This window comes from Ectobacillus sp. JY-23, assembly GCF_023022965.1.
GTDB lineage: Bacteria > Bacillota > Bacilli > Bacillales > Bacillaceae_G > Ectobacillus.
On sequence record NZ_CP095462.1, the window covers coordinates 1,184,852 to 1,210,099 of the forward strand.

The following is a 25,248-nucleotide window of genomic DNA, read 5'->3' on the forward strand; positions in this document are numbered from 1 at the left end:
GTACATCGTCTATTTTATAAAAATTCATATTTTTATGTTGTAAAAAAAGAACAACCTATTTGTACATAGGTTGTTTGTTCTCCATATGAATGCTTATTTTTGTCCCTCAAGCGGTCTATAGCCTAGCAATTTTGCATCAATCTCTTCTAAAGATTTTCCTACGTACTTATGAGATACAGGTCGGTCTAAGCGACAGTCGCGATGTTGTTGCATTTCACGCGCACGTTTAGATGCCACGGTTACCAATGTGTATTTTGAATCAATCTTTTGCAGCAACGCATCAATGGATGGGTTTAACATAAATTATTCAGCCTCCGTCATTTGTTTATAATATTTAGAAACACGGTCTCGACGACAATGCTCACTTGTTACAATTGCTTTGATGCGCTCGCAAGCCAGCGCAACCTCATCGTTTTCAACAACATAATCATATGCATCCATCATATCAATTTCTTCTTTGGCAATTGTGAGGCGGTTTTGGATGACTTCTTCTGTTTCTGTGCCGCGCCCCACGATACGACTTTTTAATTCAGATAAGCTTGGCGGTGCCAAGAAGATAAACACACCTTCAGGAAAAGCTTTTTTTACTTGTAACGCACCTTGTACCTCAATTTCTAAAAATACGTCTTTTCCTTGCTGCAATGTTTGTTCTACATATTCCACAGGAGTACCGTAGTAGTTTCCTACAAACTCAGCCCACTCCAATAAACCGTTGTTTTGAATCATTTCTTCAAACTCTTCGCGTGTTTTGAAGAAATAATCAACGCCGTTCACTTCCCCTTCGCGCGGGTTTCTCGTTGTAGCAGAAACAGAATAGTTTAAATGGATATCTTCTTGCTCAAACAACGCTTTGCGCACCGTTCCTTTTCCGACGCCAGAAGGACCAGACAGAACGATTAGCAATCCTCTTTCACTTCTCATAATATATGTAAACCTACCCTTCATTCTCTTCTTTTAAGTCATCTTTGCTATGGGCATTGCCATTCAACCGCTGCGCAATCGTCTCAGGTTGAATCGGACTCAATACAATATGACCGTCATCCATAATAATGACTGCTCTTGTTTTACGGCCATACGTGGCGTCAAGCAGAATATTTTGCTCTCTTCCCTCTTGCACCAAGCGCTTAATCGGAGCAGATTCCGGACTAACAATTGCAATAATCCGATGGGCGGACACGATATTGCCGTATCCAATATTCAAAAAACGCATGGTCATACCCTGTGCCTCCTAGTAAGTCTATCCGAATTCCTCATGCACTAAACTTCTCAACTATTCCATATTTTGCACTTGTTTGCGGATTTTTTCAAGGTTATTTTTCACCTTCATCACAGGCTTGTTGTTTACACAGCGAAAAAGGTAATAGAGACATTCCCTACTACCTTCTTTCATTATATCATATTTTACTTTGATTGACTATTTTAAGTTTGTTTTGTTTTTTGGGTTTCTTCGTTAATACAGCACCTACAAGTAAGAATGTTGGAATAGAAGAAAGACCGCCAATCAGCAACCAATCTCTCCCTTTAATAGGTAATGTGTCAAATATAGGCTGCAACGGCGGATAATAGATAACCACTAGCATAAGCAGTAGAGAAATGAATACTGCACCTACCAGATACATATTGCCGAATGGATTGCGATGATAGATGGATCTCTCACTTCGGCAATCAAATACAAGTATGAGCTGTGATAAAACAAGTGTTGCAAAAGCCACAGTTTGTGCATATTTTAGTTCAGTTGGATTTTGGTTATAAGCTACAATAAACGCCAGTAACGTGACAATCCCAATTAAAAAGCCACGACTTAAAATTTTCCAGCCTAAACCTCTTGAAAAGACTCCTTCTTTTGGACTACGTGGTTTCCTCTTCATTACATCGTCCTCCGGCTTGTCGAGTCCAAGCGCCATTGCCGGCAGTCCGTCCGTTACTAAATTTACCCATAAAATTTGAATTGGTACAAGCGGCAACGGTAGCGCTAAAATCATCGCAAATAACATAACTAAAATTTCTCCTACATTAGATGCAAGCAGGTAACGAATGAATTTCCTAATATTTTCATAGATATTACGACCTTCTTTAATAGCTGCTTTAATTGTCGCAAAATTGTCATCCAAAAGAACAAGAGAAGAGGCTTCCTTTGCTACATCTGTTCCGGAAATGCCCATCGCAATACCAATGTCGGAAGCCTTAATTGCTGGTGCATCATTTACACCATCTCCCGTCATTGCAACAATATGTCCTTTATTTTGAAGTGCCTTTACAATTTTTAATTTATGCTCCGGCGAAACACGTGCAAATACATATGTGTCTTCTACAATATCTTCAAGTTCTTCTACACTCATGGCCGCAAGTTGAGTGCCTTCTACCACTTTGCCGCCTTCAGGCAACACAGCCAATTGCTTGGCAATCGCCATTGCTGTAATCTTATGATCACCTGTAATCATAACTGTACGGATACCGGCATCACGGCATTCCTGTACAGCTTGTTTCACTTCCGGTCTTGGCGGATCAATCATACCTTGCAGGCCGATAAACATTAAGTCGGTTTCTGCATCTCTTTCATTGATTAGTTCATTGCGAAGCGGTTTATAAGCAATGGCAATCGTGCGCAGTGCCTGACCGCCTAAATGATGGATGGCTCTTTGCACTTCATCTTGATACAAGGTTGTCATGGATTGTTGTTTTTCTCCCCATAGAATCGAACTACTCACGCCAAGTAGGACATCAGGTGCACCCTTGGTAACAAGAAACGCTTTGCCTTGCTTGTCTCGAATAACAACACTCATCATTTTACGTGTCGAATCAAACGGAATTTCTTTTATAATTTGGAATTGTCCTGCCAGTGCCTCGCGTGTAAACCCCGCCTTCATGGCTGCTGCTACAAGTGCTCCTTCAGTCGGATCACCGTCAAGTACGTATTCTTTTTTTCTTTTTGAGATGTTAGCGTTATTGCACAAACAACCAAACATTAATAGCTGCTGTACAGGCTTTACTACACTCGGATTAATCTTTCGTTCATCCTCCGTAAATTCACCACTTGGACTGTAGCCTTGTCCGGTGACCTGCCACGTTTTCCCGCCTGACCATAAATGTGTGACCATCATTTTATTTTGTGTCATCGTACCTGTTTTATCTGAACAGATAACAGAAGCGCAGCCAAGCGTCTCTACAGCTGGTAGTTTACGAACAATTGATTTTTTCTTAATCATGCGCTGCACACCTAAAGATAAAGCAACGGTAACAATTGCCGGCAATCCTTCCGGTATGGCTGCCACAGCCAAGGACACACCTGCTAGGAACATATGATATACATCATGTCCTTGATACACGCCAATTAATACTACTAGCGCTGTCAAAAGCAATGCGACGACAATCAAAATCTTCCCCATTTGTTCCAAGCGGCGCTGCAGCGGTGTTTCGTTTTCTTCAGCGTTTTGAAGCATATCAGCAATTTGCCCCATTGCCGTATTCATACCGGTACCGATAACAGTACCAATACCCGACCCGCGTGTAACCATCGTTCCCATAAACGCCATATTCGTTTGATCGCCAATACCGACATCAATACCATTTACAGCGTCGATACGCTTTTGAACCGGGACAGATTCTCCCGTAAGAGCGGACTCTTCTATGTATAAACTCGATGCTTCAATAATTCTCACGTCCGCACCAATTCGATCTCCACTTGTAAACTTAATAATGTCTCCTGGTACCAGCTGCTTAGAGGCGACCTTCACCCACTTATTATCACGAAGCACAGTCGCTTGCGGCGCAGCTAGTTCTTTTAAAGCATCCATTGACTTTTCTGCGCGATGTTCCTGTAAAAAGCCCAGTATTCCATTTAAAATAACAATAGCAACAATGGCCACAGCATCTACCATTTCACCAAGTAAAGCAGAAATAACAGTGGCTCCTAGCAGTACTAGCACCATAAAATCCTTAAATTGCGCAAGAAACTTTACCAATGCAGATGAACGCTTCCCCTCCTGCAGCTCATTTGTCCCAAACTGCTTAAGGCGCATATTCGCCTCCTGTCCCGTCAATCCTGTCTTCACATTCGTCCTTGCCTTCTCCTCTACCTCATGAACGCGAAGTCCATACCAATTCATCCTCTCACCTCAACCTTCTCTACTCTATTCACAGCTTATTCAGACTCGTCCTAAAACATGCTATAATGTTAAGAAAAGCGGAAGCGGCTCGTTCAGCTCCATAGGGCATAGGTTCTCGACACAAAAAGGCGCTTTTTGCCTTTATGGGGCGAGGTTCTCTGACCGGAGGAGCTAGCCGCTGCAGCTGGATCAAGAAAAGCGGAAGCGGCTCGTTCAGCTCCATAGGGCATAGGTTCTCGACACAAAAAGGCGCTTTTTGCCAATCCATATGTTAAAGTGTATTGGCAACATTCTTCATAATAACAACTGTCAAAATTAATTTTTTAAAATGAAATACGATAGCATAATGAGGGTCTTTATTCAAAGACATCCTTACGAGAAGGAGGAATATCATGGCTTTTGATGGACTATTTACAAGAGCACTTACCAAGGAAATACAGCCGCTTACGTCTGGGCGAATTTCTAAAATATATCAACCATCTAAATACGAGGTACTCTTACACATTCGGGCGCAGGGGAAAAATCAAAAGCTGTTACTATCAGCACATCCATCTTATGCACGCATACATCTGACCGAGCAAAGCTACACATCTCCAGCTACCCCTCCCATGTTTTGCATGCTGCTTCGCAAACATCTTGAAGGCGGTATTATTGAATGCGTAGAGCAAATTGAACTAGAACGGATTATACATATCACCGTAAGAAGCCGCAATGAAATTGGGGATGAATCGGTGAAAACACTTATTATAGAAGTAATGGGCCGCCATAGTAACATTATTTTAACAGATGCCGATGGTACAATTATTGATAGCATTAAGCATCTATCACCAGCAGTTAATCGTCACCGTACTGTTATGCCAGGAACCACCTATATCACTCCGCCAGCACAGCAAAAGTATAACCCGCTTGCAATAGAAACAACACAGGAATTTCTCATGCCACTTGATTTTTTAGCCGGCAAAATGGACAAGCAGCTCGTTGATCGCTTTGCAGGACTGTCACCCTTATTGGCACAAGAAATAACGGCAACAGCCAAGCTCATAAACGAAACAGCTTTAGCAGCGGCTTTCTTTTCTGTCCTCGCAGCTGTTAAAGAGCATCGGTATCATCCTGTAATGATTACAACAGAAACGAAGGAGCATTTTTATATGATTCCTCTTTCACACGTAAAAGGGGAGATTAAAGCTTTCGCATCCATCAGCTCCCTTCTCGATCGATTTTTCTTTGGAAAGGGCGAACGTGACCGTGTGAAACAACAGGCGCATGACTTAGAAAAATTTATGAGCAATGAGCTTGCTAAAAATGAAAAAAAGCTCCAGAAGCTCATAAAAACGTTAAAAGATGCTGAAAAAGCCGAGCAATATCAGCTATACGGTGAGTTGCTAACAGCCAACATGTACGCAATTAAAAAAGGAGATAAGGAAGCCACTGTCGTTAACTATTATGACGAAAACGGCAAAACCGTGACAATTACCCTTAACCCTTTAAAAACACCACCTGAAAATGCGCAGCATTATTTTTCAAAATATCAAAAAGCAAAAAACTCCGTCACCATTGTCGAGGAGCAAATCGAAAAAACAAAACAAGAAATATTTTACTTTGAAGGCCTAATGCAGCAAATGGAATCCGCTTCGCAAAAAGACATTGAGGAAATTCGCGAAGAACTTGTAGAAGAAGGCTACATGCGCGCACGTGGCAAAACACAGAAAAAACAAAAACCAACAAAGCCAGTCTTAGACCGCTATGAATCCAGCGATGGTACTGAAATTTTAGTTGGTAAGAATAATAAGCAAAACGATTTTCTTACCAACAAGCTTGCTAGACGAGATGAGATTTGGCTTCACACGAAGGATATCCCAGGCTCACACGTTGTAATCCGTTCCCTAGAACCGAGTGAGCAAACCCTAAAAGAAGCAGCAATTCTCGCTGCCTACTTTAGTAAAGCAAAAAACTCCAGCTCTGTTCCTGTCGATTTCACGAAAATTCGCAACGTAAAAAAACCGAGTGGCGCTAAACTAGGATTTGTGACATACGACCAACAAAAGACTCTCTATGTGACACCAGATGAAGATGTGGTCATGAAGCTGAAATGTTGAAACAGGTGAATTCTCGACGGGTGATATATGATAAAGCCTTACTAAACAATCAAATAATGTATTATAGTCTTAACTGAAAAAAACTTCCCATATGAAAATACCCCTGTGGCAACGCCCGTTATGATTAAAGACATTGCCACAGGGGTATTATGATTTTAAATAATCAACAAGATAAATAGAATCACTATTTTCTAGTGTTATTCTTCGCTTTACCTTCAACGTTTTCAGGTCTCTGACAATAATGACTGTTGTCTTATCGTGATTCTAGTGTATGCCTCTTGAGCGCTTAAATCATTGTTGAGCACTTTCTCACCTTGACTACTTGGTATAATTTCTATTTTGGGCTCTTTCTCTTTAAACGAAATTGTTGCTAGGAAAGCAATTTTGTCAGATTTATCTTTTGCTTCATGAACTTCTATATCTACAAGAATTTTATTGTCATCAATTAAAACATTTTTATTATACGCAATACCAGCAATATTCTCAGAGAGCTCTGAAAAATCCATCTGATGGTGCAAAACGCTTATCCGTAATGCGGTGCTTGTCCACAACTTTTCCATTGTCATTTATCTCAATTATATACCCTTCTTCCTTGAACGGGTCAGTAAGATGGAATAATAAATAATTGCCTTTCTTACTTGGCGAAAACTCTGTAACATTTTTGATTTTCCCCGATTGTGTACATCCAACGAGGAAAAACAGAATAACTAGAAAATAGGTGCAGACTTTCATTATCATAAGAATCTCCTGGAGTTGATATTTGGCTTTATGAAAAAATAGTAAGTGCGTTTTATGCGCATTTTAAGGATAAAGAGGAGATTTTTTTAATAATTATGGATGAAAGGATGCGACTCCATCAGCAAATTGCACATGAAAATTTCAGCTCTGACACTAAGAATTCTCCGGACATCATTAATCTTGTTACGTCGTATATAATTGAAGTTACCCAAAAGGAATTGTGGGTACCCCTGTACATTGAATTTTTGGCAAACTCTCATCGGTCTGAAGAAATGAAAAATCGCATGTCAGGCATGTATGAAGCGTGGAGAGGCATGCTTGTACAAATTATTGACAAACTTCGAGAGGAAAACGTTATTCAATCTAAACTCCCTTCAGACTTGCTAGCAACAACAATTATAGCCATCTTTGATGGGTTTAATATTCAGCATCAGCAAGATAACACCATAGAGGTACGCAAGCAAATTCAAGTTGTTTCAGAATTACTTTTCATGGATGAAATTAATTGTTCTTGACAATTTAGTTTCAATTTACACTCAAGCATTTTAATTACTAATATGGAAGTTAAATTAATGAATAATTATTTATTAAATCTAAAGATAATATAGCTAAACCTTTGTTCTGCAGAATTATTTACGTACCTTTTTGCAGATTTTATCGCAGAAAGGCACGTGAGCTTCTTTGAAATTACAATAATGTCTGTTGAAACCTATTCACCACTGACTGCAGGCCGTTCGTGTTCGCCTCACATTGTTTCTAAAATGTAAAATTCCTCCTCCGTTCACCCACTCACCATCTTCGTATTCCCCCATATCCTATAATCACACCACACAAAAGGATGTGATCCCTATGGTCATTGAACTCACAGCCCTCCACTGGCTGTACGTTTTCTTCTTGCTTTCCATCATCGGCTTCTTTCTCTTCCGCAAAGATACAACTCTCATCTCCATTGTTATGATTTTCATTCTAGCTCTTGTCGCAACAAGCTCTGTCAGCATGGCTGTATCTGGTATTTTTAACAACTTCATTTACGCAATTACGGAACTTCTCCCCACCATTCTCATCATCTCAGTCATCGTCTCCATGAGCAATCTACTGATTCGAACGGGCATTAATGATGTGATGATTTCTCCGTTTGCTAGTCTGATTCGCACACCAGCACTCGCATACTGGGTGACTGGTTTGCTAATGATGGTCATTTCCCTTTTCTTCTGGCCATCACCGGCGGTTGCGCTGATAGGTGCCGTACTTCCTCCTGTCGCTCTTCGTGTCGGACTACCCGCAATTGGTGTAGCGAACGCAAGCAAAGGAACCTCTTTTGGTTATCAGAGGTTCCTTTGTTTATAAGAACAATCTATACATATCCCCAAAAAGGAATATACATTCGCCCTGTGAAATTGGCTAGAATAGCCTCACTTTGTACCTTCCATCTCCTAATGAAAGCTTCCTTCCATACAATACCGATATAATGAGATCGCATTTGTATACCCCGTTACGTTGATGGGTGGTACTTTCAACATAACAGATATACGGATATTTTTTTATAGTTATATTGAATTTTTTTTCGTCAAGAACAGACTTTAGTGTAAATCTAATTTAAATTTTCTAAATATATATACTATTGCGCGTATTTATGTATAATTTATTTAACGGAAAAATATTGCATGGAATCTGAGAAAAGAGGTAACTTATGTCTCATCTTGTAAAATTTATAGTATCCTTAATGGCATCTCTATTGTTCTTTTCAGCCACAGCTCCCACTTTCGCTAGAGCCGAATCAACTGATTCAACTAATGTTGAACAAGTAACTTCACCTCAACATTTGTCTGCTGACAGTGAGGTAAATCACCCAGATGTTAATGGAGAACCTGTGGAAGTATGGGGGACTATAGATGAAAATGGATTCCCTGTAGAGACCTCTGAATTTACCGATGTACATGAAGAAGAGGTATACACAATTCCGGGCATAAAGACTATGAAAGACCCTCAGTACAATCCAGCAGCCGCTAGAATTCTTATCTATGCTACTCAAATTGCTTGGAAAGGTGTAAAGACTTATTATAAAGTAAAAGAAGCTAAGGTAGAACAAGCCATTGAAGACTACTACGGGTCTTGCTTTTCAAGGTACACTGACCTTAAAGTGATTAAGCTTGAAGGTTCAAGTAAAACCATTGTCTTGGAACATGGAACACAAGATTGGGGAATGGAGCATATTCTTTCTAAACACCATCCAGGATACTGGACAGGTCTAGGGTACGGTTCCACTAATACCTTCTTTGATGACTCTTTTACGTTCAGTGACATTGAGAACGTAATTATTACTGTTGCAAACTATGGGAATAATGAAAAAACCATCTTAAATAATTACAGCAAGAAAGTTGTTTTGGATGGTTACTATCAAAACAAAGCATACAGACTTGTTATTACAAATGGCTCTATCACTACAGTTTACCCGTACAAGTGGAACTATGGAATTTCTCAATAAAATGCTTTTCTCTAGCTAGAAATTTGCGCATAGAGACGAACATTATAGATATTAGCACTTCAATTGTCCCCTAAAATGCATCATCATACCCGTTTCTTAAACAGGGCATTCTTACGGAAAACTTTACTTCAACTCTCTTTGTATGTACTTTATGAGAAGCATCAACGTATTCCAATACACCTTGATATGGCTCCACAAAGCGGGGCCATATTCTATTTGGGAGGAAGATAATTTGTTTACAATAGCTACTTATTTAGCAAGACCTAAGAAGCAAATTGAAGAAGCTTTAGGGTTTTACTCCGACACCAGCTTCATTGAGCATCCTGATATTTGCTACGTAAATATTAGAAATGAGAGGGAAGTTAAAGAGTATTTAAAAAATGGAGTAATAACACCTGAGTACCTTAATACATCTATCTTGATGAAATTGCGAGATGTTACAGTATTAGGATTGGATGTACGTAGCTTAAATTTATGGGAAGACATAATCAATCTTCTACAGCAGTATGCTGACTATCAGGAGGCTGAGGTGGTTCTTGGAACAACTCCTGTTATCCTTAAAATTACACCTATCAATAGTGAAAAAGTAAATTGGCAGGTTATATATGAGTTTGAGGAAGATAGAACAAAATCCTTTGAACTAGTTGGGCAAATATTAGTTAAACATTTAATTTCCTCCGGGAAAGAGTATTTCTCTTTACTCATTAGCTATGATTTACCTAATAAAGATGCACTCAAAAAGAATTTACAGCAACTCCATTCTTTAGAGGCGGTGCTTTTTTAGAAAATTCAAGGCTCTAAACAATGGATGGAACCTTAATGCATATCTGTTAAATGTTGTAAATGTCTCTCCAAGCCATTCTCATAGCAGAGGGCAAACACCGCCTGTGGACCATTACAGAATTCAGTTTTAGCTAAAACAAATAGGTTCCTTTGCTATCCATCGGAGTAGCAATGGCAATGAACCTCTTTGGTCATGGCATAGCGCTCTCCGGAGACTTTGTGATTCAAGGTGCACCAAAGCTGACGGCGGATGCAGCAGGTATTCCTGTTGCAGATGTAGTTGCTGCCAGTGTTCCCCTTGTTATTGTAATGGGAATTGTAACAACACTTACTGCTTTTTTCTTTCTGCGTCGCGATATGAAAAACGGTACATTAGGCCCTCCTTCGTATACAGATATTACTAACGAGCCGCAACTACCAGTGCTTTTATCAACTGCTTGGAAACGTATCTTAGCCATTTTTATTCCTGTTTTATATGCACTTGATATTTATCTCATGGTTCGCTTCAATCTACAAGGTGGTGATGCCACTGCACTGATTGGTGGCACCACAATTGCCATCATGCTAATCATTATGCTTCTTGCTTATAAAGGAGCAGCGCTTGAAAAAACAACAAGTTATTTAATTGAAGGCTTACAATTTGGCTTTAAAATTTTGGTCCGGTTATTCCGATTGCTGCTTTATTTTACCTAGGAGATAGCGGATTCCCAAAAATTATTGGGGAATATTTACCTAAAGGCTCGAATGGAATTATCAACGACCTAGGTGTTGCTCTCTCCCATGCGATGCCGATCAATGAAAATGTAGCAGCCGTCACATTAACCACAATTGGTACAATTACAGGTCTTGATGGATCAGGCTTTTCTGGTATTTCGTTAGTCGGGTCTATTGCAAACCTATTTGCAAATGCTATTGGTCACGGCGTGGCAACATTGACTGCACTTGGGCAAGTGGCTGCCATTTGGGTAGGCGGTGGAACGCTCATTCCATGGGCGCTTATTCCAGCGGCAGCGATTTGTAAAGTAGATCCTTTTGATCTTGCCCGTCGCAACTTTCTGCCAGTTATGATTGGATTGCTTGTAACTACTGTCGTTGCGATGTTTCTCATTTAATGAAGCGACATACCTCAAATCCTCAAAAGGCATCGTCTATACTACATAGACGATGCCTTTTTACTTTAGAAAACTTCTTATTTCTTCTATAAATGCCATACAGCTAGCGATGTATTGCCAGTACGTCTCCATTCACCGCTATCAAGCGATGTCATTACAAGTACGCTATTGCATACTTATACTACTTGAAGTAGGGGTTTCTCATCAAAAAGAATAGAATTTTCCCATTAAGATGGATTTTTTATTACAAAAATATTACACAGTTCATTTAAAAATACTCTTTGTAAAAATACTGTAATATCTTTTAAAAGTATTTTAATCTAATATTATAGATATTTGTTATACAATAAGAGCATATAGAGAGAAACAAAGATTTGAAAGGGGCATGTCGTAATGCAAAAAGAAAAAACAATAGATAGTCAAGAGTATGTAGATGGAGCTGAGTTTTTAAAAGTTACAGCTCACCAAGTTCGTTTGGGCTTATTGAATTTCCTTCTTGAAAATGGTCCAACTAACGTAACTACTTTATATCAAGAATTTGAAATGCCGCAAAGTACAATCAGCCAGCATTTAGCGAAACTAAAACAAGCACGTATTATTAGAGGAAACCGTAAAGGTCTAGAAATTTACTACCACTTCTTTGATGAAACTATGCAAAGCAGAATGAAGACTATTTTAAAAACAATTGCATAATAAATAAAAAAACCTGTCCTAGACAGGTTTTTTCATTATACAAGAGCCCATTCGGATGGATTTTGTCTCCACTCTTGCAGTTTTTGAATGTCTTCGCTAGAAATAATTCCTTTGTCAGCTGCCACTTCCACTAGCGTAGAATAATCACTAAGTGTATGAGATTGTATCTTCGCACTGTTAAGCAGCTGCTTCCCCTTATCCAATTCATATGTAAAGATAGCTACTACGCCTAGTACTTCACAACCAGCTTCACGCAGGGCCTCCACACATGTAATTGCACTACCTCCAGTAGAAATTAAATCTTCTACTACGACGACTTTTTGTCCCTCTGTTACCTTACCTTCAATTTGATTGCTTTTGCCGTGGCTTTTCGCTTTACTACGCACATAGCACATCGGCTTATCTAAAATATCGCTTACCCATGCGGCATGTGCAATACCTGCTGTGGCTGTTCCAGCAATCATTTCCGCTTCAGGGAAATGTGTTTCAATCAACTCAGCCAAACCTTTAGCAATCTCTTTTCTCACGTTCGGATAGGACAAAGTCAAACGATTGTCACAGTAAATAGGGGACTTAATTCCTGATGACCATGTGAACGGATTGTTAGGCTGTAAAAACACAGCTCCTATTTCTAATAGATGTGAAGCGATTTGTTGTTTCATACTCGCTGTCCCTCCCATTCTTCTTTAATCGTTTGATATGCTTGATACGGATTTTCAGCTTTCGTGATACTTCTGCCGACCACAATATAGTCAGACCCTAATTCGCGAGCACGCGCCGGAGTCGCTACACGAACCTGATCCTGTGTGTCATCGGAACCCATACGAATTCCTGGCGTGACAGTGATAAAGTCTTGTCCACAATGCTCTCGAAGCATCGGGACTTCCAGTGTTGAACATACAACACCATCTAAACCGCTTTCTTTAGCCAGTTTCGCATAATGCGAAACTGTATCTATAAGCGATTTTTCAATCCACAGCTCACGGTTCATCATTTCTTCTGATGTGCTTGTGAGCTGTGTTACTGCGATACAAAGCGGGCGCTTCTTTCCTTGGGTACCTTCCTGTAAACCTTCCAGCGCTGCTTTCATCATCGCCGTACCACCAGCAGCATGCACATTTACCATATCAACACCTAAATCAGCTAAGCTGCGCATCGCACTTTTTACCGTATTAGGGATATCGTGCAGCTTCAAATCAAGAAACACATCATGTCCCTTTTCTTTCAAATAAGCAATGATAGAGGGACCTTCTTTATAAAAGAGCTCCATGCCGACTTTCACGTACAGCCTTTCATCACCAAAATGCTGTAAAAAGCCTGCTACTTCTTGCCTATTGGGAAAATCAAGCGCGACTATAAGCGGCATGTTTCCAGCTCCTTCCGTGACATTCTGAAATATGTTCAAACCCCAACTTTTTCAATACATCAGGCAATTCTTCTATAATAGTTGGACATACGAACGGATCTACGAAGTTTGCTGTTCCAACAGCCACCGCGCTCGCTCCTGCATAGAAAAATTCCACGACATCCTCTGCTGTTTCAATGCCGCCCATACCGATAATCGGAATGTTAACCGCTTGACTTACTTCATAAATCATACGAAGAGCGACCGGTTTAATTGCAGGACCGGACAAGCCTCCTGTTCGATTTGCTAGAATTGGTTTGCCTGTTTTCAGATCTAGGCGCATGCCGAGCAGCGTGTTAATCATTGTTAACCCGTCCGCACCAGCGTTTTCAATTGCTTTTGCAATTTCTACAATGTTTGCGACATTGGGAGAAAGCTTCACATATACAGGCACTTCAGAAACCTCTTTTACCTGCCTTGTTAAATCCGCTGCGATCTCAGGTACAGTTCCGAAAGCGATACCTCCTGTTTTCACATTTGGACATGAAATATTAAGTTCAAGCGCATGGACGTTCGGCGCTTTTGAAATCTCTTTGGCTACAGCTACATAATCTTCAGCCTGGGAGCCAGCAACATTGGCAATGATGGGAACATCGAATTGTTCCAGCCAAGGAAGCTCTTCGTTCATCACCTTATGAAGCCCCGGATTCTGCAGGCCAATGGCATTGAGCATCCCTGCTGCTGTCTCGGCCACACGCGGTGTTGGGTTTCCGAAGCGGGGCTCTGTCGTCGTCGCCTTGATCATAATAGATCCCAGTATACTTAGATCATACAAATTGGCGAACTCCTTACCAAAGCCGAAGCAACCGGATGCCGGCATGATTGGGTTTTTTAATGCTAACCCAGGTAACTTCACTTCCAAGCTCATAGAACAACCTCCCCTATCTTAAATACCGGACCGTCGCTGCAAACCTTTTTATAGGAGTGTCCTCCCGCAGGCGTCTCACATACACATGCGAAGCAAGCTCCGATACCGCAGCCCATTCTTTCTTCCAATGAAATATATGCCTTACGTCCCTCGTATTGCTGCGCGAGCGCCTGTAGCATCGGCGTTGGACCACAAGCATACAATATGTCAAAGGAAATACCGTACTGTTTTATCACATCCGTCACAAACCCCTTTGTTCCGTAAGTACCATCTGCAGTAGCAATATAGGTTTCTCCCAATTCCGCAAACTTCTCTTCATAAAACACGGCATTCTCACTTTGAAATCCTAAAACATGGATAACACGCACACCTTTTGCAACAAGTCTTTGTGACAATTCATATAATGGAGGTACACCGATTCCCCCCCCTACCAAACAGGCTACTTGTCCAGCTTCGGCTTCTTCAACTGGAAATCCATTCCCCAAAGGTCCCAGTACATCAATCTCACTTCCCGCACTTTGCCTAGCAAGCAGCTTTGTTCCTTGTCCCTCAGCACGGTACAACATCGTAAATTCTTGTTTCTCTCTATTGATGTTGCAAATGCTGATTGGACGGCGCAGAAGAGGGGAGTTCCCCTCTGCCGTCTTGATGTGCACGAATTGTCCTGGTTCATTCATTTCTTCTACAAGCTTACCCTTCAGTACGAGCTCATAGATGCTCTGCGCGATTTCTCGTTGACTAACAACCTTCATCATTTCCTTTTTGATCATGAGTAGACCACCTCATGGCGTGGAATTTCTTTCATTTCCACCGCTGAGAATGTCATGGACTCCAGCACTCGTAAGATTGCCTTTGTTGTATCTAATGAAGTTAAGCAAGCCACTCCGTTTTCTACAGATTCACGTCGGATGCGGAAGCCGTCACGTGCTGGTTGTTTGCCTTTCGTCAATGTGTTAATTACAAATTGTGCTTTGCCTTGACGAATGATATCCAGCAAATTATAATCCTCAGAATCGATTTTATTTACGATTTGTACTGGAACGCCATTTTGCATTAACAGCTTTGCAGTGCCATCTGTCGCTAAAATGTTATATCCGATTTCATGGAATCTTCTTGCGATTTCTATAGCTTCTTCCTTGTCCTTGTCAGCAACTGTAACAATGACAGATCCGTGTGTCGGAATATTAATGCCTGATGCGACAAGACCTTTATACAACGCTTTTTCAAGTGTTAAGTCTTTACCCATTACTTCACCTGTGGACTTCATTTCCGGTCCTAATGTTGTATCCACAGAGCGAAGCTTCGCGAAGGAGAATACCGGTGCTTTCACATATACTTCTTTGCACTCCGGGTGGTAGCCTGTGCTGTATCCCAAGCCCTCCAGTGTCGCTCCAAGTATAACCTTAGTCGCAAGATTTGCCATTGGTACACCTGTAATTTTACTCAAGAATGGAACTGTACGGCTTGAGCGAGGATTTACCTCTAGTACATATACATCATCTTTGTACACAACGAACTGGATATTTAGCAGTCCGACAATTTTTAGACCTTTTGCTAATGAGATCGTGTGTTCAACGATTTTGTTTTTGATTGTTTGCGATAGGCTTTGGGTAGGATACACAGCAATGGAATCTCCTGAATGAACACCTGCGCGCTCGATGTGCTCCATAATGCCTGGGATATATACATCTTTACCGTCCGAAATCGCATCTACCTCAATTTCTTTTCCCACCATGTAGCGGTCAATCAACACTGGATGCTCAGCATGGACCTTTACGGCATTTTTCATATAATGCAGCAATTCGTTTTCATGATATACAATTTCCATTGCACGCCCACCTAGTACATAAGAAGGTCTTACCAGCACCGGATAGCCGATGCTATCTGCAATGATGACCGCTTCTTCCACAGTTGTTGCTGTTTTACCAACCGGCTGCGGAACACCAAGTGCAGTCAGAGTTGCTTCAAATTTGTCACGATCTTCAGCACGATCTAGATCTTCTAAAGACGTTCCTAAAATCTTGACTCCGCGCGCTTCTAGATGAGCAGCCAAGTTGATTGCCGTTTGTCCACCGAATTGAACAATAACACCTTCTGGATTTTCAAGGTCGATAATATGCATAACATCTTCTATTGTCAGAGGCTCGAAGTAAAGCTTATCAGAGATACTAAAATCTGTAGAAACCGTTTCAGGGTTGTTGTTGATAATAATTGCTTCATATCCTGCTTCTTTAATCGCCCAAACAGAATGCACTGTTGCGTAATCAAACTCAATACCTTGCCCAATTCGAATTGGGCCCGAACCTAATACGATAACGCTTTTGCGATTTGTCACGATGGATTCATTTTCTTCTTCATACGTACTGTAGTAGTATGGCGTCGCTGATTCGAATTCTGCCGCACACGTATCTACCATTTTATATACAGGTACAATTTGTTCTAATTTACGTGTTTCATAGATTTCTAGCTCGCTCATGTCCCAGGCTTGGGAAATGTATCGATCGCTGAAGCCCATTTTCTTCGCAGCTTCCAACGTCTCCATGCAACCTTTGTTTTCAGCCAAGCGTTGTTCCATGCGAATGATGTTCTCAATTTTTTGCAAGAAGAAGAAGTCCATTTTACTCCAAGCATTGATCTCCTCTTTTGTAACACCTTGTCGTAACGCTTCCGCCACAACAAACAATCTCTCATCATCTGCTTTAGCAATTCGCTTCTCCATCGTTTCTTTATCTAATGCCTTTAGGTGTTCCATTTCTAGATGATAGACACCTAGTTCAAGTGAGCGTACTGCTTTTAACAGGGATTCTTCCAAATTACGTCCAATCGCCATAACTTCTCCCGTTGCCTTCATTTGCGTACCTAGAGAGCGATTCGCCGATTCGAACTTGTCAAAAGGCCAACGCGGGATTTTAGACACAACATAGTCAAGCGCTGGTTCAAAACACGCATATGTTTTCTTCGTAACTGGATTTACGATTTCATCAAGCGTTAAACCAACTGCAATTTTTGCAGCCAACTTCGCAATTGGATACCCTGTAGCTTTAGACGCTAAAGCTGAAGAGCGACTGACCCGAGGGTTTACCTCAATTACATAGTATTGGAAGCTATCTGTATCAAGCGCCAACTGTACGTTACAGCCGCCTTCAATTCCTAGCGCACGGATAATTTTTAATGATGTATTACGTAGCATTTGATACTCACGGTCGCTCAATGTTTGACTTGGCGCCACAACAATGGAGTCTCCTGTATGCACACCCACTGGATCGATGTTTTCCATATTACATACAACAATTGCGTTATCATTGCTATCTCGCATTACTTCATATTCAATTTCCTTAAAGCCCGCGATACTTTTCTCAAGCAAGCACTGCGTCACAGGGCTATGCTTCAAGCCGCTTGAGACGATTTCCACCAACTCTTCTTCATCGTGGCAAATACCTCCGCCTGTTCCACCTAACGTAAAAGCTGGGCGAACGATGACTGGATATCCGATCTTATCAACGAACGCATACGCTTCTTCTAGTGTATGGATAATTACACTCTCTGGAATCGGTTCGTTCAACTCTTGCATAAGTGTACGGAACAAATCACGATCTTCTGCGCGTTCAATGGCTGAAAGTTTTGTTCCTAAGATTTCTGTGCCGCACTCTTGCAAGATACCTGATTTTGCTAATTCAACAGCCATATTTAGACCTGTTTGTCCGCCTAAAGTTGGAAGGATTGCATCCGGACGCTCTTTACGGATGATGCGGCTCACAAATTCCAAAGTAAGTGGTTCAATATATACCTTATCCGCCGTTGCTGTATCTGTCATAATTGTCGCCGGGTTCGAGTTAACAAGAATAACTTTGTAGCCCTCTTCCTTCAAAGCTTGACATGCTTGTGTTCCGGAATAATCAAATTCCGCAGCTTGCCCTATGACGATAGGTCCGGATCCGATTACTAAAATGGTGTTAATATCTAGGCGTTTTGGCATAATACTTCCCCTTCTTTCTGACAATTTTCAATCATAGTTAAAAACTGATTAAACAATCCGTTTGCATCCTCTGGTCCTGGTGAAGCTTCGGGATGATATTGAACTGTGAATGCTGGCATTGTTTTATGACGTAGACCTTCTACCGTACCGTCATTAAGTGCAATATGTGTAATTTCAAGCGATGTATCCACAATAGACGACTCTTCTACTGTATAGCCATGATTTTGTGCAGTAATGGCTACTTTTCCTGTTTCTAAATGCTTAACAGGATGGTTAGAACCACGGTGTCCGAACTTTAATTTAACTGTATTAGCTCCGCAAGCCAGCGCAAACAATTGGTGCCCCAAGCAAATACCGAACAACGGAATTTTACCAAGAACTCCTTGAATCATTTCGATGGCCTCTGGTACGTCTTTCGGATCTCCAGGTCCGTTGCTTAGCATAATACCGTCCGGATTCAGGCGCAAGATTTCTTCTGCTGTTGTATTGTAAGGTACTACGATGACATCGCAGCCACGATTGTTCAACTCGCGCAAAATACCATGCTTCATTCCAAAGTCGACAAGAACAACTCGGTATCCGCGCCCTGGACTTGGGTAAGGGTCTTTCGTTGATACGCGCTTTACATGATCCTTGAATACAGTCGCCTTCAATTGGTTTACCGTGTCCTCAACATCTGCATCCATACCGCACAGACGTCCCTTTAATGCACCGTGCTCTCTGATGAGACGAGTAAGCTTTCTTGTATCAATACCTGATAAACCCGGAATGTTGCGCTCTTTTAAATATGTATCAAGCGCCAGCTCATTTCGGAAGTTTGAGGGATGATCGCAGATTTCTTTTACAATTAACCCATGGATGGATGGATTGATTGATTCAAAATCATCTCGATTGATACCGTAGTTTCCGATTAGCGGATATGTGAGTGTGACGATTTGGCTACAGTAAGAAGGGTCTGATAAAATCTCTTGATATCCTGTCATTCCTGTATTAAATACCACTTCACCAGATTTATCTATTTCTCCCCCGAATGCCTGACCTACAAATACTGTTCCATCTTCTAAAATAAGCTGTCGTTTCATGCGAATACACTCTCCTTCTGCCATACAATCTTACCTTCTAGTAATGTCATAACCGGCCATCCCTTACATTTCCAGCCTGCAAACGGTGTGTTCTTTCCTTTAGATGCAAATTTTGCCGGATTGATTTCTTGCTCTGTATTTAAATCAATAATAGTTAGATCTGCAACCTTACCTACTGTAAGCCCGCTTTCTAGGCCAAAAATTTGTGCAGGTCTTTCAGTGAGCAGCCTAATCAGTTGCTGCAGTGTCAAAATCTCTGTTTCTACAAAGTGTGTATATAGAAGTGGAAATGCCGTCTCTAGCCCTACGATGCCAAATGGCGCGCGCTGCATCCCCATGTTCTTTTCTTCTGCTGTATGTGGTGCATGATCTGTTGCAATCATGTCAATTGTGCCGTCCAATAGTCCTTCAATTAATGCAGCCCTATCGCTGATACTGCGCAGAGGCGGATTCATTTTAAAGTTTGTGTCAAGTGCCGGAATGTCCTCATCGCATAACAGCAAGTGATGTGGTGTTACCTCCGCTGTTACCCGGATTCCTGCTCGTTTTGCATCACGTACAACGCGAACCGATTCTTTCGTACTGATATGACATACATGGTAGTGACATTGCGCCGCTTCAGCCAGTAATATATCCCGTGCGATATGTACAGACTCACAAACAGAAGGAATACCATGTAACCCATTGGCTGCGGAGAAGCTTCCTTCATGTACACAGCCTTTATTAATTAATGTGTTATCTTCGCAATGCGCTACAATTGGCATGTTTAGCTTAGCTGCTTGTTTCATTGCCGCTAGCATCATTCCTGCAGACTGTACGCCTACACCATCATCAGTAAAGGCAAATGCACCTAAGCGTTTCAGTTCTTCAAAATTCGTTAGTTCATTACCCGCCTGCCTTGTTGTAATTGCTGCGTATGGAAGTACGCGTACATGTGCTGTTTCTGCAATCTTTTTTTGTAAACTCTCCATATGCTCAGTTGAATCCGGCACAGGTTTTGTATTAGGCATGGCACAAATGGTAGTAAAACCACCTTTGGCTGCGGCAAGCGTTCCTGTCGCAATCGTTTCTTTATGCTCACCGCCCGGCTCACGCAGATGCACATGCACATCAATGAATCCTGGTGCAATTAATTTCCCAGCAAGGTCTATTGTCTCGGTCATATCAGCCTGTAAATTTGCATCTACAGCAGCGATTTTCCCATCTTTGATTAAGATATCACCTGACTCTATCTCGCCATTCTCATTGATATATCGCCCGTTTTTAAACAAGTAATTCATGTGCAACCCCTCCTAATATATTGGATAAAGCCCGCTTTAATACTGCCATTCTCACGTATACCCCATTTTCCATTTGCTTAAAGATGCGAGATCGCTCACATTCAATCAATTCCCCTGCAATTTCAACATCTCGGTTAATAGGGGCTGGATGCATAATGATACTGCCCGGCTTCATACGTTGTTCACGTTCTTTTGTTAAACCGTACTTCTCTAGATATCCCATGATTTCCGCTTGTCTCTCATGGCGCTCATGTTGTACGCGCAATAACATCACAACATCCGCTTGTGGCAGCAGTTCATCAAGAGAAGCAAAGTGACCTCCCATGCTTGTATCCTTCCATTGCTCCGGCCCTGCAAAATCCACATGTGCGCCCAGCTTTCTAAGTGCTTGTGCGTTAGACCTCGCAACGCGGCTATGACGTACATCACCGGCAATGACAATTCGCAAACCTTCAAATCTATGAAACTCCTGTTGAATTGTTAGTAGATCAAGCAAACTTTGTGTTGGATGGTTGCCGCACCCATCCCCCGCATTTAAAATCGGGATACCTACTCTATCCTTCAGCTCTTCAAAATACTGATCTTGTTGATGACGGATAACAACCGCTTTTGTTCCGATGGCTTCTAATGTTTTTACTGTATCGTACAAAGTTTCTCCTTTTTGTACGCTCGAGGATTCTGCTGCAAAGTTCAGCACTTCAAGTCCAAGGCGTTTTTCAGCCACTTCAAAGCTAAATCTTGTTCGCGTGCTGTTTTCAAAAAACAGATTTGCAACAAAGATTTGTTCCTTCGCCTTTAGCTGCTTTCCATCAGCGAAATCTTGTGCATCTTGCAGAATGTTTAAAATCTCTCGTTCTGTTAAATCTGCCATCGTTAACAAGTGATTCATCTTAATCCCCCATCCCTGTTTTTCATTGTAACACCTTTGAATTTTTATAACAATCTTTGAATAAAAATACCCCAACCTTTTAGAGTTGGGGTGTAAAATCATTTTGATTTTTACACCCTTATGAGCCTCTCTGGGCTTATTTAAAAGGTGATTATGATATTTTCTTTTGCATGTGTACTTTTTCTTTTGTATGCTTTGGCAACACCATATTTAAAATCACACCGATTATAGCAGCGAGTGCCATCCCTTCAACCGCGAAGGACTTTCCAATGTGAAGAACCGCGCCGCCAATACCTAGAACTAGAATGACAGAAGCTATAATTAAGTTGCGCTTGTCACCAAGATCCGTTTTATCTTCTACCATCATGCGCAATCCGCTTGCAGCAATAACACCGAACAACAGGATACTGATCCCTCCCATAACAGCTGTCGGAATCGAACTAATAAGTGCGGAAATTTTTCCGATAAAGCCAAACGCAATGGCCATAGCTGCTGCACCAGCGAATATATATACACTGTATGCTCTCGTAATTGCTAACACACCGATGTTTTCTCCGTATGTGACACTTGGTGGACCACCAAGCAGTGCAGCTACCATCGTTGCTGCTCCGTCCCCCAATAAAGAGCGATGTAACCCTGGTTTTTCAAATAAATCTCTTTCAATAACATTTCCGAGTACCACCTGGTGACCAATGTGCTCTGAAATAGTTACAATTGCGATTGGAACCATCAAGAGAACAAGCTGCATCGTCACAGAGGGTGTATAGGTTACGAATGGGATTGTGAACTCCGGAATCGTAAACCATTTTGCTTCAGCAACCGGCTTTAAGTTTACTAAACCTTGTGAATAGGCAAAGATATAACCACCGATAATACCGATTAGTACTGGTACGATGCTGAAAAATCCTCTTGCAAAAATTGAGCAGACGATTGTTATTGTCAGTGTAACCAGTGCAACCGTGAAGTTTGTTATACTATATTTCCCTTCCGTATCATTCATAGCCATGCTGACTGCTGTACTTGCAAGGGCTAAACCAATCACCATAACTACCGGTCCCACTACGATTGGCGGTAACATTTTCATGACCCAGCCAGACCCAGTTTTTTTAATCATAATTGCTACGACCGCATACACAAGTCCCGCTAGGAAGCTTCCCACCATTGCAGCTCCTGGTCCTCCAGCAGCTTTCGCAGCGATAATCGGCGCGATGAAAGCAAACGATGAACCTAGGTAAGATGGCATTTGTCCTTTGGTGATGATTAAAAATGTAAGCGTTCCAATCCCACTTGTGATAAGCGCAACAGCCGGATTCAAACCGGTTAGAAACGGTACAAGAACGGTTGCACCAAACATTGCGAACAGGTGTTGTATACTAAGTAGTAACCATTGTCCTGGCTTTGGTATCTCATGTACATCTAGTACTGGTTTCATGATTTTTCCTCCTTAATAAAAAAACTCTTTGTGCGCTGCACAAAGAGTCCTGCTCCCAAAAAGCATGGGGAAACATGACCCTTTGTCAGTCTCACGGGACTGCCTTTAAAAGGGCTTCTTATTGTTCAAATATACTTACTTTATCTTCTTGATCTACTTCAGTTAATGCCACCACAATCCGTTCATCACTTGACGTTGGGATGTTTTTTCCGACATAGTCTGCACGAATTGGCAATTCGCGGTGCCCACGATCCACCAGTACAGCAAGTTGAATTTGTGACGGTCGACCAATATCAACGAGTGCATCCATCGCAGCTCGTACTGTTCTACCTGTATATAGTACATCATCAACCAGAATTACTTTTTTATTGGTAATATCCACTGGTATATCTGATCCTTTTACAAGTGGATCAGAATCCTTTAACGTTAGGTCGTCTCGATACAATGTAATATCCAGCTCTCCCACCGGCATCGTAGTTCCTTCAATTTGTTGAATTCGCTCTGCCAAGCGCTGTGCCACAAAAAGTCCTCTTGTTTTAATACCAACGAGCACACAATTTTCTACACCTTTGTTTCGCTCTACAATCTCATGGCTAACTCGTGTGAGTGCACGACGAATCATTTGTTCATCCAACACAATTGCTTTTGCTTCCATATTGTCCACCTCCAAAGCCTTAACACAGAAAAAGTCCTCCCGCCATGCGCGAGAGGACTTTTTGGGAAATGGGCATAAAAACCCCCTATTTTCCAAACCGTTTCCTTCTCAACCTCACAGGGCTGTGTTAAAGGATCTTATTTAACTGTTGTTATTATTGCAGAGTTTTCCTTATAAGTCAAGACTGTCTACGTAATTTATCCAAAGTTTCTTCAAATTCTTGCGGTAATGGTGCTTCAAACTCTAAATATTGTTCTGTTCTTGGATGAATAAAACCAAGAATTCCTGCATGTAATGCTTGACCATTAAGATCGAGTGTTTTCTTAGGACCATATTTAGGGTCACCAGCTAATGGATAACCAATATACTTCATGTGAACACGAATTTGATGGGTACGTCCCGTCTCAAGTTGACATTCCACAAATGTGAAATCTTTGAAACGCTCTAACACATGAAAATGCGTGACCGCATGCTTTCCGTTTTCCTCTACAGTCATGCTTTGACGATCGTGTTTATCGCGACCAATTGGTGCATCAATTGTACCTGTATCGTGCGGGATAACTCCGTGCACAATTGCTTTATACCGTCTTGTTACCGTTTTGGCAACAAGCTGATTTACAAGTGATTCATGCGCCATATCATTTTTAGCCACCATAAGAAGACCTGACGTATCTTTATCAATTCGGTGGACAATACCAGGACGCATCACACCATTAATACCTGATAAATCCGTACAATGCGCCATCAAACCGTTCACAAGCGTTCCTGTTGTGTGGCCCGGTGCCGGATGCACCACCATACCACTTGGCTTATTTACAACAAGCACATCTTGATCCTCGTAATAGATATCTAAATCCATTTCTTCAGGCACGACATCTAGAGGCTCAGCTTCCGGTATCACAACTGTGATTTCATCTCCTGCCTTAGCCTTATAATTCCCTTTTACACCCTGACCATTAACTGTGACAGCTCCGTCTTTAATCCACTGTTGAACTTGCGAACGAGACCATTCGTTGTTTACTTCAGCAAGAACTTTATCTAAACGTCCGCCTTTTTGTTCTTCTGTTACCTGCAATACAATATGCTCCATACAACCTACTCCTTTTTCTTCCCTTCCAGTAGCGTTTGAATAAATAAAAGCGCTACACCAATACACAATGCGGAATCTGCGACATTAAAGACCGGGAAGTTATAAGAGAAGATATACGTATGAATAAAATCCACAACTTCTTTATGTATTACCCGATCAATAAAATTACCAATGGCTCCGCCTAAAATAAGACCTAACGCCACACCCAACAACTTGTCTGTTTTTGTGTATTTTTGCATATAGTAAATTACCGCAATGATAAACACAACTGTAATTACGTAAAAAAACCACATTTGATTTTGCAAAATACCCCAAGCAGCTCCACGATTTCGATGCGACGTTATGTACAAAACATCATGAATAATGGGAATACTCTCGCCCAGTTCCATGTTTTTTAAGACAATCCACTTTGATACTTGGTCGATAAAAATTACAATTAACGCAATCGCATAATAAATCATATTTTCTCCCCCACATGGACAGTGTACCTCAAAATTTTAGCACAGCTGCGATGTTTTCACAATGAAGGGGAGAAAACAGCGTATAAATTGCAAGAAA

Annotated in this window: 22 protein-coding genes and 2 pseudogenes; 7 read left to right on the forward strand and 17 right to left on the reverse strand. The window is 41.3% G+C overall.

Annotated elements, in window-relative coordinates:
- Positions 1-93: 93 nt before the first annotated feature.
- From rpoZ to MUG87_RS06130, 4 genes are all read right to left on the reverse strand, one after another.
- Positions 94-300 (reverse strand): DNA-directed RNA polymerase subunit omega, encoded by a 207-nt coding sequence (gene rpoZ, locus MUG87_RS06115; protein WP_124563617.1) that lies wholly within the window; start codon positions 298-300, stop codon positions 94-96.
- A 3-nt stretch (positions 301-303) separates the two neighbouring features.
- Positions 304-921, reverse strand: coding sequence for a guanylate kinase (gmk, locus tag MUG87_RS06120; protein WP_247086506.1), 618 nt, complete (start codon positions 919-921; stop codon positions 304-306).
- Between the two features lie 13 nt (positions 922-934).
- Entirely contained in the window at positions 935-1,216 is a 282-nt protein-coding gene (remA, locus tag MUG87_RS06125; protein ID WP_247086508.1) for an extracellular matrix/biofilm regulator RemA, read from the reverse strand.
- A gap of 178 nt (positions 1,217-1,394) precedes the next feature.
- Positions 1,395-4,106 carry a calcium-translocating P-type ATPase, SERCA-type gene (locus MUG87_RS06130; RefSeq protein ID WP_247086510.1) on the reverse strand — a complete coding sequence of 904 codons (2,712 nt, stop codon included), beginning with the start codon at positions 4,104-4,106 and terminating at the stop codon, positions 1,395-1,397.
- Between the two features lie 392 nt (positions 4,107-4,498).
- Between MUG87_RS06130 and MUG87_RS06135 the strand changes: the two genes are divergently transcribed.
- A complete protein-coding gene (locus MUG87_RS06135) occupies positions 4,499-6,202 on the forward strand; it encodes an Rqc2 family fibronectin-binding protein (protein WP_247086512.1) in 1,704 nt (567 codons plus the stop codon).
- A 224-nt stretch (positions 6,203-6,426) separates the two neighbouring features.
- On the opposite strand, the gene MUG87_RS06140 is transcribed toward MUG87_RS06135, so the two are convergent.
- The gene (locus tag MUG87_RS06140) at positions 6,427-6,762 is read right to left on the reverse strand and encodes a hypothetical protein (RefSeq protein WP_247086514.1); all 336 of its coding nucleotides are present in this window, start codon (positions 6,760-6,762) and stop codon (positions 6,427-6,429) included.
- Positions 6,763-7,035: 273 nt separating this feature from the next.
- Between MUG87_RS06140 and MUG87_RS06145 the strand changes: the two genes are divergently transcribed.
- From MUG87_RS06145 to MUG87_RS06170, 6 genes and pseudogenes are all read left to right on the forward strand, one after another.
- Positions 7,036-7,455 carry a TetR family transcriptional regulator C-terminal domain-containing protein gene (locus tag MUG87_RS06145; RefSeq protein ID WP_247086516.1) on the forward strand — a complete coding sequence of 140 codons (420 nt, stop codon included), beginning with the start codon at positions 7,036-7,038 and terminating at the stop codon, positions 7,453-7,455.
- A 334-nt stretch (positions 7,456-7,789) separates the two neighbouring features.
- A pseudogene (locus MUG87_RS06150) lies at positions 7,790-8,242 on the forward strand (hypothetical protein); the annotation flags it as partial.
- A 388-nt stretch (positions 8,243-8,630) separates the two neighbouring features.
- Positions 8,631-9,425, forward strand: coding sequence for a hypothetical protein (locus tag MUG87_RS06155; protein ID WP_247086518.1), 795 nt, complete (start codon positions 8,631-8,633; stop codon positions 9,423-9,425).
- A gap of 232 nt (positions 9,426-9,657) precedes the next feature.
- A complete protein-coding gene (locus tag MUG87_RS06160) occupies positions 9,658-10,209 on the forward strand; it encodes a hypothetical protein (RefSeq protein ID WP_247086520.1) in 552 nt (183 codons plus the stop codon).
- Positions 10,210-10,367: 158 nt separating this feature from the next.
- Positions 10,368-11,320, forward strand: a pseudogene (locus MUG87_RS06165) (hypothetical protein); the annotation flags it as partial.
- 393 nt (positions 11,321-11,713) lie between these two features.
- Positions 11,714-12,013: an ArsR/SmtB family transcription factor gene (locus MUG87_RS06170; protein ID WP_247086522.1), complete on the forward strand. Its 300-nt coding sequence runs from the start codon at positions 11,714-11,716 to the stop codon at positions 12,011-12,013.
- A gap of 35 nt (positions 12,014-12,048) precedes the next feature.
- Here the strand turns inward: MUG87_RS06170 and pyrE are convergent, their stop codons facing one another.
- The 12 genes from pyrE to lspA form a co-directional block, all read right to left on the reverse strand.
- The gene (gene pyrE / locus MUG87_RS06175) at positions 12,049-12,675 is read right to left on the reverse strand and encodes an orotate phosphoribosyltransferase (protein WP_247086524.1); all 627 of its coding nucleotides are present in this window, start codon (positions 12,673-12,675) and stop codon (positions 12,049-12,051) included.
- Positions 12,672-13,379, reverse strand: a complete 708-nt coding sequence (pyrF, locus tag MUG87_RS06180; protein ID WP_247086526.1) for an orotidine-5'-phosphate decarboxylase — start codon at positions 13,377-13,379, stop codon at positions 12,672-12,674. The genes pyrE and pyrF overlap by 4 nt, the downstream gene beginning before the upstream one ends.
- Positions 13,357-14,286, reverse strand: coding sequence for a dihydroorotate dehydrogenase (locus MUG87_RS06185; RefSeq protein WP_247086528.1), 930 nt, complete (start codon positions 14,284-14,286; stop codon positions 13,357-13,359). Before MUG87_RS06185 ends, pyrF begins: the two co-directional genes overlap by 23 nt.
- Positions 14,283-15,056, reverse strand: coding sequence for a dihydroorotate dehydrogenase electron transfer subunit (locus tag MUG87_RS06190; RefSeq protein WP_247086530.1), 774 nt, complete (start codon positions 15,054-15,056; stop codon positions 14,283-14,285). The genes MUG87_RS06185 and MUG87_RS06190 overlap by 4 nt, the downstream gene beginning before the upstream one ends.
- Positions 15,053-18,262: a carbamoyl-phosphate synthase large subunit gene (gene carB, locus MUG87_RS06195; RefSeq protein ID WP_247086532.1), complete on the reverse strand. Its 3,210-nt coding sequence runs from the start codon at positions 18,260-18,262 to the stop codon at positions 15,053-15,055. Before carB ends, MUG87_RS06190 begins: the two co-directional genes overlap by 4 nt.
- Positions 18,247-19,344, reverse strand: coding sequence for a carbamoyl phosphate synthase small subunit (locus MUG87_RS06200; RefSeq protein ID WP_247086534.1), 1,098 nt, complete (start codon positions 19,342-19,344; stop codon positions 18,247-18,249). Before MUG87_RS06200 ends, carB begins: the two co-directional genes overlap by 16 nt.
- Positions 19,341-20,624, reverse strand: a complete 1,284-nt coding sequence (locus tag MUG87_RS06205) for a dihydroorotase (protein WP_247086535.1) — start codon at positions 20,622-20,624, stop codon at positions 19,341-19,343. Before MUG87_RS06205 ends, MUG87_RS06200 begins: the two co-directional genes overlap by 4 nt.
- Positions 20,608-21,513, reverse strand: coding sequence for an aspartate carbamoyltransferase catalytic subunit (locus tag MUG87_RS06210; RefSeq protein ID WP_247086537.1), 906 nt, complete (start codon positions 21,511-21,513; stop codon positions 20,608-20,610). The genes MUG87_RS06205 and MUG87_RS06210 overlap by 17 nt, the downstream gene beginning before the upstream one ends.
- 151 nt (positions 21,514-21,664) lie before the next feature.
- Positions 21,665-22,945 (reverse strand): solute carrier family 23 protein, encoded by a 1,281-nt coding sequence (locus MUG87_RS06215; protein ID WP_247086539.1) that lies wholly within the window; start codon positions 22,943-22,945, stop codon positions 21,665-21,667.
- A 118-nt stretch (positions 22,946-23,063) separates the two neighbouring features.
- Positions 23,064-23,600 carry a bifunctional pyr operon transcriptional regulator/uracil phosphoribosyltransferase PyrR gene (gene pyrR / locus MUG87_RS06220; protein ID WP_247086541.1) on the reverse strand — a complete coding sequence of 179 codons (537 nt, stop codon included), beginning with the start codon at positions 23,598-23,600 and terminating at the stop codon, positions 23,064-23,066.
- 178 nt (positions 23,601-23,778) lie between these two features.
- On the reverse strand, positions 23,779-24,690 hold the full coding sequence (locus MUG87_RS06225; protein WP_247086543.1) for an RluA family pseudouridine synthase: 912 nt from the start codon (positions 24,688-24,690) through the stop codon (positions 23,779-23,781).
- A 5-nt stretch (positions 24,691-24,695) separates the two neighbouring features.
- The gene (lspA, locus tag MUG87_RS06230) at positions 24,696-25,151 is read right to left on the reverse strand and encodes a signal peptidase II (RefSeq protein WP_247086545.1); all 456 of its coding nucleotides are present in this window, start codon (positions 25,149-25,151) and stop codon (positions 24,696-24,698) included.
- Positions 25,152-25,248: the final 97 nt, after the last annotated feature.

Coding starts and splice junctions, on each gene's coding strand:
- rpoZ (WP_124563617.1), bottom strand. CDS start 300: ATGTTAAACCCATCCATTGATGCGTTGCTGCAAAAGATTGATTCAAAA.
- gmk (WP_247086506.1), bottom strand. CDS start 921: ATGAGAAGTGAAAGAGGATTGCTAATCGTTCTGTCTGGTCCTTCTGGC.
- remA (WP_247086508.1), bottom strand. CDS start 1,216: ATGACCATGCGTTTTTTGAATATTGGATACGGCAATATCGTGTCCGCC.
- MUG87_RS06130 (WP_247086510.1), bottom strand. CDS start 4,106: ATGAATTGGTATGGACTTCGCGTTCATGAGGTAGAGGAGAAGGCAAGG.
- MUG87_RS06135 (WP_247086512.1), top strand. CDS start 4,499: ATGGCTTTTGATGGACTATTTACAAGAGCACTTACCAAGGAAATACAG.
- MUG87_RS06140 (WP_247086514.1), bottom strand. CDS start 6,762: ATGGAAAAGTTGTGGACAAGCACCGCATTACGGATAAGCGTTTTGCAC.
- MUG87_RS06145 (WP_247086516.1), top strand. CDS start 7,036: ATGGATGAAAGGATGCGACTCCATCAGCAAATTGCACATGAAAATTTC.
- MUG87_RS06155 (WP_247086518.1), top strand. CDS start 8,631: ATGTCTCATCTTGTAAAATTTATAGTATCCTTAATGGCATCTCTATTG.
- MUG87_RS06170 (WP_247086522.1), top strand. CDS start 11,714: ATGCAAAAAGAAAAAACAATAGATAGTCAAGAGTATGTAGATGGAGCT.
- pyrE (WP_247086524.1), bottom strand. CDS start 12,675: ATGAAACAACAAATCGCTTCACATCTATTAGAAATAGGAGCTGTGTTT.
- pyrF (WP_247086526.1), bottom strand. CDS start 13,379: ATGCCGCTTATAGTCGCGCTTGATTTTCCCAATAGGCAAGAAGTAGCA.
- MUG87_RS06185 (WP_247086528.1), bottom strand. CDS start 14,286: ATGAGCTTGGAAGTGAAGTTACCTGGGTTAGCATTAAAAAACCCAATC.
- MUG87_RS06190 (WP_247086530.1), bottom strand. CDS start 15,056: ATGATCAAAAAGGAAATGATGAAGGTTGTTAGTCAACGAGAAATCGCG.
- carB (WP_247086532.1), bottom strand. CDS start 18,262: ATGCCAAAACGCCTAGATATTAACACCATTTTAGTAATCGGATCCGGA.
- MUG87_RS06200 (WP_247086534.1), bottom strand. CDS start 19,344: ATGAAACGACAGCTTATTTTAGAAGATGGAACAGTATTTGTAGGTCAG.
- MUG87_RS06205 (WP_247086535.1), bottom strand. CDS start 20,624: ATGAATTACTTGTTTAAAAACGGGCGATATATCAATGAGAATGGCGAG.
- MUG87_RS06210 (WP_247086537.1), bottom strand. CDS start 21,513: ATGAATCACTTGTTAACGATGGCAGATTTAACAGAACGAGAGATTTTA.
- MUG87_RS06215 (WP_247086539.1), bottom strand. CDS start 22,945: ATGAAACCAGTACTAGATGTACATGAGATACCAAAGCCAGGACAATGG.
- pyrR (WP_247086541.1), bottom strand. CDS start 23,600: ATGGAAGCAAAAGCAATTGTGTTGGATGAACAAATGATTCGTCGTGCA.
- MUG87_RS06225 (WP_247086543.1), bottom strand. CDS start 24,690: ATGGAGCATATTGTATTGCAGGTAACAGAAGAACAAAAAGGCGGACGT.
- lspA (WP_247086545.1), bottom strand. CDS start 25,151: ATGATTTATTATGCGATTGCGTTAATTGTAATTTTTATCGACCAAGTA.